This is a genomic window from Spirosoma liriopis (assembly GCF_023196085.1).
Lineage (GTDB): Bacteria > Bacteroidota > Bacteroidia > Cytophagales > Spirosomataceae > Spirosoma > Spirosoma oryzicola.
This window is the reverse complement of the sequence record NZ_JALPRF010000003.1, coordinates 1,270,872-1,282,935: the sequence shown is the minus strand read 5'-3', so window position 1 is coordinate 1,282,935 and position 12,064 is coordinate 1,270,872. Positions and strand designations below refer to the sequence as shown.

The window sequence follows — 12,064 nt, the reverse complement described above, 5'->3', positions numbered from 1 at the left end:
CTACAACGTGCAGTGGAGCGGACCTGCCGGGCAGGGGCCTCTCAACGACAACTGGTTCATCAACAATATCACCCAGGGCGGTACCTACACGTACACCGTCACTGACCTGAGCACGGGCTGCGCTAGCTCTACCCAGGTTAACATCCAGGTCAATCCCGCCAACTATTTAGGCACCATTGACGATACTAAATGCAATCTGATTACCGGCTGGCTGGTCGACTTCAACTGTCAGGACCGTTCCAATAAGGTTCGCATCCTGATTGACGGAGAATTAGTTGAGACTGTTGAAGCTAATGTCCCACGGAAAGATGTTCGACTGCACATCCTGGGCCGGAGTAGTGGCTACGAGCAGTATGGCTACCGCTGGACGGTGCCAGAGCGTTTCCGGCAAGGAGTTCATACGGTGGTAATCACGGACATGAACGGCAATAAGCTCAATAACTGGGAGAACAGGACCTTCGGTATCGCTCCCCCAAAGACGTTTGTGGCTGCCAATAACATTCCTTTTTCTATTCTTTCTGGCCCGGTAACTGTCTGCGCTGGTAGCTTTGTGGCACTGGGACGGGATCGATTCCCACCCGATAATAAAGTACGTTGGAGTGGGCCCGACGGTAAGTTGGGGCCGGATAACCAGGACTGGTATCTTTATCACATTAGTCCCAGCCAGGCCAGTCCGTATACGTTTACGGTTACCGATATCAACGGCTGTACCAACTCTGCTCAAGTAACAATCAACGTTACTCCACCTGACTATCTGGGAAATTTAGAAGAGGCCAATTGTAATCGGGCAAAGGGATGGATCATTAATAGAAACTGTGGTGAATCACCCGTCCAATTATTTTATTACTTTGATGGCCAACTCGTAGATTCTTCTTACACAAATGTACCCCGGGACGACGCCAAGATGCACGTCTTCGGCAATAAGAATAACTTCATTAATTATGGCTTCGAATGGCCGATCCCGGCTAATTTTCGGCAGGGAGTTCATACGCTACGTATTACCGACAACATGGGTACAACCCTGTTTGGTCCTACTGAGTACGGACTGGCAATGCATACAATGCGTATTAATGGACAAAACGTTGCCAATGGTGCTCAATACTTTGTTTGCGAAGGTAGTCAGCTTACCCTCGATCTAGATCGCAATCCAGCAAACTACAGCATACGTTGGAGCGGGCCTAATGGTTCACAAGGGCCTGTCAATGACAAGTGGACTATTAATGCCATCGGATCCTTACAACAGGGACTCTATACATATACAGTAACCAATCCCGACGGCTGCTCCAGCTCAGCTCAAGTCAACATTCAACTAAGTACCAAACCTGTCTTTGGATTCTCGGCAGCTGGTTCTGATCAGGTCTTTAAAGCGGTAAATACGAGCAACGGCCCCGCCAGTTTGACCGTTACGATCTGTGATGGGGGTAATATGGCCATGAGTAATTTAAACTGGCCTTCGCCCGCTTACCGGCTCGTTGAGCACTTACAAACCAATGGCAATGTAGAAGGGTACACAGCTGACCGGGCTCCCAATGACGTCGATGCTTATTTTGCTTCGCTAATTTTCAGTAAAAGTTACGGTCCGTTCAAGCTGATCAATCCTGCGGTTGTAGGAACATTTACCCAATCCTATATGCCTTATGTTGATAGCAACAATAACGGGCATTACGATGCAGGCGTAGATTGTGCTGGTGATCCGATTATTTTGACGTATGTCTTTACGCCACCTGTCAAGCCGACGGCACCCACCTTTAATGGTGGCAGCACACCATCGACTACTCAAGGGACTTCTGTTCTTTTTAGCAGCTCATGTCCATCAGGTGGTCAAGTGAAGTGGGTGCGCTACAACGCACAGGGAAGTATAGTGAGCTATGCCATTCAAAATGAAGTCACGTTTGATAGTAGCGAACCGGTCGGTAGTTCGCACTACACAGTAGAGTGTATCAACACACCCTGTCCGGCAGCGCCCACTGATTTCACCTTCACGGTACTGCCGACAAACCTATTTGCCCCGCTAGAACCTACCTTCAATGGAGGTAACAACCCTTCCACCTGTGAGGGGGCACCTGTGGTATTTACCAGTGGATGTAGCTCAGGAACTGTCCACTGGACCCGCTACAACAGCTCAGGGGGTAGCCAGATCGGAGAAGCCTACATGAACCCCCTTGGGTTTGCTGCCAACATGCCAGCTGGACAATACTACTACAGTGTAGAGTGCGCCGACAATGGTCGTTTTGGTCCGTCAAAGACGTTTACATTCACGGTTCATGGCAAGCCGGTAGTTTCTCCTCCGGTACGAGTGGCGCCTAATGCGTTCACCACCAACAGCAGTTACTCAATCTGCGAGGGTACCTATGTCGCCTTTGGACGGGATCGGTGGCCGGCTAATTTTCCCGACTACATCATGCAGTGGACTGGTCCTAACAATAGCCGCGGAGAGGCTAATCAGGACTGGGAGATCCAGGCTATCCAGGCGGCTCAGGAGGGCATCTACACCTATACCGTTACCGACCCCAACGGCTGTTCCAACTCTACCCAGGTTAACATCGAAGTTAATGCCAAACCAGTTTTTGGTTTTGCAGCTTCGGGAAGCAGTCCAGTATCATACTCTGCTAATACGACGGGTCCTGTTACTAACAATGTAACGATTTGTTCGGGAGGAATGCTCACCTTTAGTGGCTTTACTCAATCGCAACCCAACATTGGGCTTCTCGAAAAATCGTTTAGCAGTGGCAATGTCACGCTTGGCGGAGACATTCAACCTACCGAGCGGGCTCAAAATAATATCAGCTCTGGTCAGGTAGCTTCGGGGTTCAACCAGAGCTACGGACCGTATGCTGTCACCAATGGTAGTATGGGTACCATCGAACAATGGTATACCCCCTATATAGACCAAAACGGAAATGGTCAGTACGACTCAGGTGAATGTTTGGGTGATAAAATCACGCTTCTCTACAAGATTGTTCCACTGACCAAACCGACCTCTGTTTCGGCATCGCCCGGATCTATTTCCTCCGCCCGTAGTGTAACGCTGAGTGCCAGTGGCTGCGCGAACACGACGAAATGGGAATGGCCTTCTGGAACGGCAACCGGCTCCACACTGGTGACAACGGTCAACCAGACAACTACGTTTGGCGTACGCTGTGTCAATGGTACAGGGTGTCAGAGCGATACGATTGCCATAACGGTAAGACAGCTCAACATGCCAGCTCCGATCATTAGTGCATCCAAGCTGTCGGTTTGCGGTGGGGATACCGTGACGCTTCGCGCAACGGGTTGCAATAATGACGCTACTGTGCTGTGGTCAAATGGCATGACCGGTTCGTCGATTGTATTTGCTCCAACGGCTACGGCTAACTACTATGCCGTCTGTAAAATTGACGAAGCGCAGGGCGGTCGTTCCCAGGAAATACGGATTAACGTTAGAGCGATGCCTACCGTGACCGGAACCCGGAGCTATTCAAGTGGACAAACGTTGAGTTTGACGGCCTTCGCTGACGGTGCTTCAAGCTATAGCTGGAAAGGGCCACGTGGATTTACCTATACAGGAGCGAAACTGGAAATTCAGGGCGTCAGTCCGCTGAGTACAGCTGGGTCCTATACCGTTACAGCTAATTATACGGGTGGCGGCTGCTCGCCCTCTACAGTAGTAGTCGTGAGTGTCAATGGGCCCGCTCTTCAGACGGGTGAGATTAGCCAGACATCGGCTTGTGCTGGTTCTGTGCTGAGCGTACCTTTCTCTACTACGAGTGCTTCGAGCGACTTTGCCAGCGGCAATATATTCACCATTCAGTTGTCGGATATGGGAGGCAACTTCAATAATCCGGTGACGATTGGCAACGGCAGCGCTAGCCCGATTACGGTGACGATTCCGGCGAATACGCTGCCGGGAACGGCCTACCGAATGCGCGTAATGAGTAGCGATCCGCTATCCGAAGGTACCGTAAGCCCGACGATTCTGACCGTAACAGCTCCTCCTTCGTTGTCGGCAAGCAGCAACAGCCCAGGCGGACAGGTCCGTATCGACAGCACGTTACGTCTAACAACCAGCGGACAAAATCTGACCGGAGCAACGTATCGATGGACTGGCCCCAATGGCTTTACCAGCACGGTTGCTAACCCAACCATTCCGCATAGCACCACGGCTCACAACGGGACTTATACCGTAACAGCTACGACACCGAGTGGTTGTACAGCTACGGCACAGACGAGTGTTTCGCTCACGATGGCCGCCTGCATGCTGAGTTTCGCGAGTGAGCCTGTTATAAGTTGTGACTCGGCGGCTGCCGACACGACGCGACAAGGCAAGATTGTGGTTCAGTTGCAGAACGTACCGGCGGGCAGTGCGCTTCGGGTTACGCTCTACCAGCAAACAACCGTCGTTGCTACGTTGACCACAAGCCCCGCCCTCTTTACGGGCCTGACCGATGGCACGTACCGTATAGACGCTTATGCGCTGATTGGGACGGACACTTGCCGGGCGGGAAGCCGTACCGCGACGGTATACTGTAACAAAACGTCACTCAACATCCGCATTAAGTCCGTTGATGCGACGCCTAAGGAAACGGATTTGATACCGCGTGTGAATGGTGGATTGGGCACCCTTACCCTATCGGTAGAGGAACTGGATGGGGTAGACCTAAGCGGTTATAGCTATCTGTGGACCGGACCTGCCGGTACGCCAGCCGCCACCACAACGACACTGACCGCCGGACGGATCGGCGAATATAAGGTGACGTTGGTAAAAGGAGCTGACACCTTGATAGCCTACACAACGTTGCGTGCTAAACCTTGTAAGCAGGTAGCACACACCTACCAATGTGGACGCCCGGCTAGCCCTGTCGGTAATCTCGATGACACGGGTATCAGCAATCTGGCACCGGGCGATACCATCCGCACCGGCGACTTCGACGTGATTGTAACCGAAATACTGGGGGGCGGCTCCAGCGGCTGGACAGGTAAAGGCTATACGCAGATACCATACTTAGGCGACACTAAGATTGCGGTTAACTTTACGAATGCTGTTGTCAATGATTGCTATGAGTTCACGGGAGCTGGTACGGTGCAGTCAGCATACGATCCGAATTGGAAAAGTGTGACTAGCCTAGACACTGTACTTCACACTTTAATTAATCTCAAAGATTTCTTAGCTATTTACACTAACAAAGACAAAGCTAAGTTGCAAGAGTACGTAAACAGTATGGAGACCGTGAAGCAGGCATATTCGAATGATGATGATATTCCTTCTGACACAAAAACTATTATAATTAGTAATACTTCTCTTGTTCAACAGAAGTTAAACGACTTGATGAATTGTGATTCAACAGGTGCTCCAGGTGCAAGAATGGCCTCCACTTCCTGTCCTAACGCACAAGAAATCCTTGAAATGATAAACACTGGTTTACCTGATCCATTACCTATCAAAGAACGCAAAGTGCTTGAATACGGGCAATTTCAGTGGTTTACACAAGACAATGATATTTCCGATCAAATAAATAGTCCCTCACAAAGAAGTTTCGTCGAGTCAAAAATTCTAAAAACAGGAACACTTAATGACTGGAATAAATACTTAAATTACGATTTAGCAAAGACAAAAGACATCTACGAGAATGGTAAAATAATTGATAGACTTTTGTACCTAGGATTACGAGATGTACTTTCCTCTGACACAGAAGAAAGAATACTTAGCAATTTTTACAGTGGTCGGCAAGCAGAAGTAGCTTTTGAAGAGGGAACACCAGTCTCCAATAGACTAATCGAATATTATAAAAGCAATCTATTTCATCCATATGTTTCCGAATTCATTAAACGAATTACGCCAAAGATAAAGAATGGTCAATTTAGTAGTCTAGACTCGAATTTTGTTTTTGGAAGCGGTGGCGGTGGCATCGGCCTTCCTGATTTTTCCAACGAGAATGAAATTCCGAGTTATGACTTTTATGCAATGATGGGTGGTACTCAAAAAATCAGAGTTGAAATGGAGCTAAAGACAATTAGGGCAAAAGGTGTAAATCTATATAACTCCCAACCTTATGAGATTTCAACAAGAAAGCTGGATGCTACTTTTCATATAATAGATTGGTTTGGATCTGACATGGATGACATAAGTGGATCATCGGTGTTGAAATCATTGAGTGAAAGTTTGAAAGCTTTTTTTATGCTACAACATTACTGGGGAGTTGGTCATCCCTTTCAAACAAGAATTTCAGCCAAGCTCATTAACAATTTTACAATTCAATGAAAAATAAGCAATGGTTTATTATCATAACTATTCTTGCAATTTATCTGCTATATAGAGCAAGTAAGCAAGACTGTCTGTCTTGCCAGCAAGAGGTAATGAGAGTAGTTAGATCATGTCCGCCAGTCAGAGGTAGCTATACCACTATTTACAGAAAAATAAACTGTTTTTGTGATACCCATGATGATTGGCAAAAACTAAGTCAAGTCATCAAGCATTTGGACTACTACAGAGATAGAGAGAATAAAAAGTATCCTGAAAATATAATAGGTACTAAAACAATCTCCTGTTTTGATGATGCGTTGAGCATTGATGTATTCGATGACGAGAATGTTTATTTACTTTTAGAACAAGACCTGTCAAAAGAAATTTATGATGGCGCTTTAAAAAGGTTCTCAACTGAAAACTTTTTTCATAAGTCAGCGCCGACATTCAAAGAATTTAATATCGGCGCTGATAATAGAAAAATAATCTACAATACAATAGGCGTAATTGTCGACTATAAGTTATCGTATGAATCACTCAATCGCCAAGTATTGAATACTTTTCAACAAGTAATCAAACACGACTCGGCTTATCAAAAGCAATTTAGAAAAGTTGAATATAGACTATTTAGAAAGGAAAATAATAAACACGAGGTAAGTATGCGCTATGAGGATTCAGGTAGAAGATTCTATTTTGATGTATTTTAAGTCTATCGTCGGTTAAACAAAATCAATAACTTTTAGAAAGTAGCAAATGAGTAAGTACTACCCCAAACATTTAACTTGTACACTGATATTAACTAGTAGCTTTGTCATACCTGCTTTTGCCCAAAAACAGGTGGAAGTCGTCCGGCCTACTAGCAGCGTTTCGATTAAGCTGTCGGATTTTTCTCTTCCTCCTCATGCAGTTGAGCTTATTCACCTTAGCCTCAGTCAAGAGGGAAGTCTACGCTACCAGACGTTAATGCCTATTGACGGGCGTGTAGCGCTTACTACCGATGAGGCTAAACTGAAGGGGTCTGTAACCGTTCCTCCCACTGGACTTTATGCATACACCGGGGCGGTCGATGCGTCAGGACAGGCTAAGCCCATTGAGGGAATTGTTTTTAGTCCCATGAATACCCGCGTCAAGCAGGCATCGGATACTCCTGTAGATTGGGCGGTTTGGGGCACTAATGCCAAAGATGGCCCTCTACGGCTGCCCTACGGAGGAGACTATGACCGGCTTCCCCAAACAATATCATCGGGTCGGCAGCTCAAGCAACTATCATTGTCTACCAGCGGGTCCAGCTACAACCTTTACCCAAACTATCGGTTTATCAACCGGTTTGTCGATCCTACCAACGCGCGCCTGATGAGTCGGCTGGAGGATGTAGCCCTGCAACAGAAGGCCAATCAGGAAAAGCTACGGTACTACATCCCCGTTGATGGCGGTACACCCGAAGACCGGGGGCAGGTTATCGCCCTGTCGCCAACCTGCTACGAAGGCGTAGCTACTCATTTTGTCGAAGGCGACAAAAAGGCATCGGCCAAACGGGTGAGTCTGCTCACCTTCGACGATGCGGGCAATCTGGTAAGTGATCGGGTCATTGAGTTTCCTTACACCCGAAAGCTTTCCATGCGTTTGCCCGTTTATGACCCAGCGGGTAAAGTGGTCGGCACATTCAACGTATTTGCCGATGGCGGAGGTAAAAAAGACGTTCGTGATCCTCAGGAAAATCGCTTCTCGGTTGTCGTTACCGAGGAGAAAGGTAGTTCCGAACCCGGTACGATTTGGAGTCAATTTGAGTGGAACAACGGCGAAGGAAGTAGCCGGGCTATCCTACCTACCTATGTACTACGCCGGAATGATAAGCTGCTGGTCTATAGCACGAACGGGCAAAAACTACTGAAGCCTACGGAAGAAAGCTGGTTGATCGACAAGTCAGGCAAAGCAACCTTAGTCGGGAGTATACCCTACGGAGAGATCGTGACTCGATCCAAAGAAGCGGGACGAGTTAATGGTGGACAACTGGTCGGCTGGGCTAACTACGCTGGTGCGCACTACATCGACTCCTTCACCGACGCCAATGGCGATGTGTGGCTTTTATTGCAACGGCAAACTGATGCTCCGGGGGGCAGAGCGGTCGTTTCGGCACCTTCCGAATCGTCACCAACCTCCCGCGTACTGGGTTTCGCTAACAAGCTCAACCAACTGGCCGGTCAGCCAACCCGAGCGTTGGCTCCCGCTGTCGTTTCGAGCGAGTCGGGCAAAAGTTATACGGATTTGTTTGTGCTCCACTTCGATGCCGACCTGAAACTAAAAGAGCAAACCGTTGTCGCGTTAGACCCAACTCCTGAACCGGTGCGCTTCCAGCGTTCCATTCGCCCAACGGGCTCTGACTACGTGCTTAATAATCAAGTCAATACCCGACTAAAAATTCGTCAGAACGAGCTGTCTTTACAACAACTAACGCCCATCGAAAGTATTTCCCTAACCACACCCGACCACCACAATTTTCTGCTCGATGAAGCCGCTGGTAAAATTTATGTGCTCTATGGTGTGCCTAAAAAGTATGGTGTAGGGCAACTATTGACTTACTCGCTTGATTGATTTGACTCGCTAACCCAATCCGTAAATAATATCTTTTTTCGGTATCCACATCATCGGCCAGTTTGGCCGACAAAGCCCGTACTGTGCTTACTAAATGAACGCTATGGCTATTTTTACCAGACGCCTGCTCGGAGTCCTTTGCCTCTGGGCCACCTTTTTGCCCGTCCTTTGGGCCTCCCCCGATCCAACCGACGATCATCCGCCCGTGCCTGCCAAGCCCAACTGGGGGAGCGGACAGAGTGAAGTGGCTCCGGCGCTGGCTTTAGCCATTGCCGAAACAAAAATCCGTCTAGCAGCCCGTACCGCCTATTTGCAAACCGAAGCCCAACAGTACGGAGCCGTTGTTAGTCAGGCAGCACAAGCCGAACGTGATACGGCAGCGGGTCTGTTCAGCTTTCTGGACAGCCGGGGCGGTTTCGTCGATAGCCTTCGCGGTAGCGATCTAATGGTATTGCCGGTCGGCATTCGTAAAACACTGGGAAGTGGTAACGGTACGCTGGATATTGGAATCCTGAAAGTACGTTTCCTGGCTGATCGGGCTTTATTGACTGTTTATGTTCGGTTAAAAATTCCGTCTCCTGACCCTTATTCAAACGAAAAAAAACGTGAACTTCTTTTCGGTGCTGATAATGTACCCTTTAGCCGGGATGGTGGTTTAGCCGGTGACTTTAAATTAACATTGCTAGGCGACTTTGTTCAGCCTTTGGGCAACATGACCCTACGCTTTAAGGGTGGATTGAATCGCTTTACGGGAGCAACAGAAGATATCACTTACGCCAATGTTAGTTGCCAGCAGTTGGCTGGATTACGCGTAGTTGGTGATGTATTGTTTGCAAAATCCATGCTGACGCCAATCGATGCCAATACGGGTACCGAACTACCAGGACAGGTTAGTGCAACGTTTCGTATCCACGCACCTGATTTCAATGACCTGCTTGCTGATCTTGAATTTCAACAAGCTTTTGCGATCACTAAATATCCCAAATTTGGTTTCAAACTAGTCGGTGCTTCGCTAGATTTGAGTGACAAGCATAACTCCGATAATGTAAAGTTTCCGGCAGGTTATTTTGATAATCCTCAAAATCAATTACCCGATGATTCACCGGACCATCTTACTTGGCGAGGAGTTTACATAAAGGAGTTTGGACTGATACTTCCAAAAGAATTCAAACCAGCGGATAACGCCAATCGACTTACTATTAAAGCATTCGACTTATTGATTGACCGGCAAGGCGTCAGTGGTCGAGTAGGCATGCATATTCCTTCTGATAGTGCTTATGCCATGACAGCCTCTGGCTGGGCTATGTCGCTTAATGATTTTGAGCTTAACTTCGAGAAGAGTCGTCTGATTGGAGGTGCATTTGGTGGCTTTCTAAAACTACCCATTGCACCGGACACCCCTATTCGTTACGATGGATACATTGACGATACGGATAATTATCGTTTACGCCTAGCCAATGTTAGTACATTAGCCATCTCCATGTGGCGGGCTGAGGCTGATCTACTACCTAATTCTACGGTTGAATTAAACGTCATTGCTGGGCAGTTTAAACCGAAGGCCATTCTATACGGTAAACTAGGCATTTACACCAACGTGAGTGGTGCTCAGAAAACGAAAAGCGATGCCTTATTTAAGTTCGAAGGAATCAACTTTTCGGGATTAGTACTTCAAACAGAGCCCCCCTATGTTCAAGCCGCTTCATTCGGTTATGAGGGGGATGTTAAACTAGCCGGATTTCCTGTTACCATACATGGAATTAACGCTGTTTTTGAAGGTAACTCAACCGTAGGGTTAGGACTCAATATGGAAGTCAACCTGATGGAAGGCTCATTTGGGGCTCAAACGGCATTCACTGTACTAGGGGAAATACAAACAGGCACGGTTCACCGCTGGTCATTTAAGCGAGTTGAACTTTCGGATGTTTGCGTGTCTGGAACCAGCAGTCTTTTCAAGCTAAAGGGCTGTGTAGGTATCTTTGAAGATGAGGCTAATGGCACAGGGTTCCGCGGAAGTTTAAGTTTCGGTATGGCCAAACCTGCTAAAGTTCAGATTACTGCGGTAGCAACATTTGGAAGAAAATCAAGTCCCGAAGAGTTTCGTTATTGGTATGTAACAGGGGGCTCTACCGTTCCTAATATTCCACTAGTTGGACCATTACAGATTAATTACGTGTATGCGGGGGCATATAACCGAATGCGGCCATCTTCTTCAGGAACTATTGCCTATGAGCCTGATAATACGATGGGCTTAGGCTTTAAAGGGGGAATCGGTTTGGTAGCGGTTAGTAACGAATTATTTCAGGGAGCGGCTGGCTTTGAAATACTCTTCAATCGAAATGGAGGTTTAAACAGTGTTGGCCTTTATGGCGACTGTGCCTTTACGGGGGGACGTACTGATAAGTCGAACGATAATCTCTTCTTTGCTACCAAACAAAGTTACCTATACAGCAAACCTTATAAGGCAGTTGAAACCTTCGATAATGCCGAGTTAGATCGGAAAGCCAAAGAAGAATACCGGGCTGCCAGTAGTCCAAGTAAAGCACCTTTGTACGCCCGCCTGGTGCTTCTTTACGATAATCAGAATAGCATTTTCAAGGGCACCTCCGACGCTTATGTCAACATAGCCAACATCGTTTATGGTGGTGGGCCCAATAAGCGTCTTGGTCTGATTGATCTCTATTTTGATCCCACTCAATGGCACATCTATCTAGGCACCATTGCTCAACCCTTTGATCTTACTATCGACTTTGGCGTTAAGGCTAGCGCTCGTGCATATATGATGGTGGGTCATGGCATTCCTGAGATGCCTCTGCCGCCAGTTGAAGTCCGCAACGTTGTTGGTGACGAACTAAGGCAAAAACGCACTCCTACGGAAAAACAATCTTTGTTTGATGGTAAAGGGCTCGCATTTGGAGCCAGTATGAATGTTAAGATAGGCGGTTGCGCATTTGTTGGATGCATTGAAGCGCAAGCCTTGGCAGGGTTTGATATTATGCTAAAACATAATCAAAATTCAAACTGCGATGGTGTCAATGGCTGGTATAGCAATGGTCAGATTTACGCGTTAGCAAACGCTGAACTCAGTCTGTTTGGAGTTCCTCTAGTTAGTGCAGACGTAGCTGTACTTCTTGAAGGTGGATTACCAAATCCAAGTTGGTTTCAAGGCAGATTAGGTGCCCGAGTCCGAGTTTTTGGAATACCAAAAAAAGTATCATTTAATATCAAAGCGGGCAACATCTGTAGACTATAATT

General features: G+C 47.4%; 4 protein-coding genes. All 4 read left to right on the top strand.

Annotated features, from left to right (window positions below; translation table 11 throughout):
- Window positions 1–7: 7 nt before the first annotated feature.
- Window positions 8–6,238 (top strand): hypothetical protein, encoded by a 6,231-nt coding sequence (locus M0L20_RS22210; protein ID WP_248479103.1) that lies wholly within the window; start codon window positions 8–10, stop codon window positions 6,236–6,238.
- Entirely contained in the window at window positions 6,235–6,927 is a 693-nt protein-coding gene (locus M0L20_RS22205) for a hypothetical protein (RefSeq protein WP_248479102.1), read from the top strand. The genes M0L20_RS22210 and M0L20_RS22205 overlap by 4 nt, the downstream gene beginning before the upstream one ends.
- A gap of 46 nt (window positions 6,928–6,973) precedes the next feature.
- Window positions 6,974–8,812, top strand: a complete 1,839-nt coding sequence (locus M0L20_RS22200; RefSeq protein ID WP_248479101.1) for a hypothetical protein — start codon at window positions 6,974–6,976, stop codon at window positions 8,810–8,812.
- A gap of 103 nt (window positions 8,813–8,915) precedes the next feature.
- Window positions 8,916–12,062 carry a hypothetical protein gene (locus M0L20_RS22195; protein ID WP_248479100.1) on the top strand — a complete coding sequence of 1,049 codons (3,147 nt, stop codon included), beginning with the start codon at window positions 8,916–8,918 and terminating at the stop codon, window positions 12,060–12,062.
- Window positions 12,063–12,064: the final 2 nt, after the last annotated feature.

Coding starts and splice junctions, on each gene's coding strand:
- M0L20_RS22205 (WP_248479102.1), top strand. CDS start 6,235: ATGAAAAATAAGCAATGGTTTATTATCATAACTATTCTTGCAATTTAT.
- M0L20_RS22200 (WP_248479101.1), top strand. CDS start 6,974: ATGAGTAAGTACTACCCCAAACATTTAACTTGTACACTGATATTAACT.
- M0L20_RS22195 (WP_248479100.1), top strand. CDS start 8,916: ATGGCTATTTTTACCAGACGCCTGCTCGGAGTCCTTTGCCTCTGGGCC.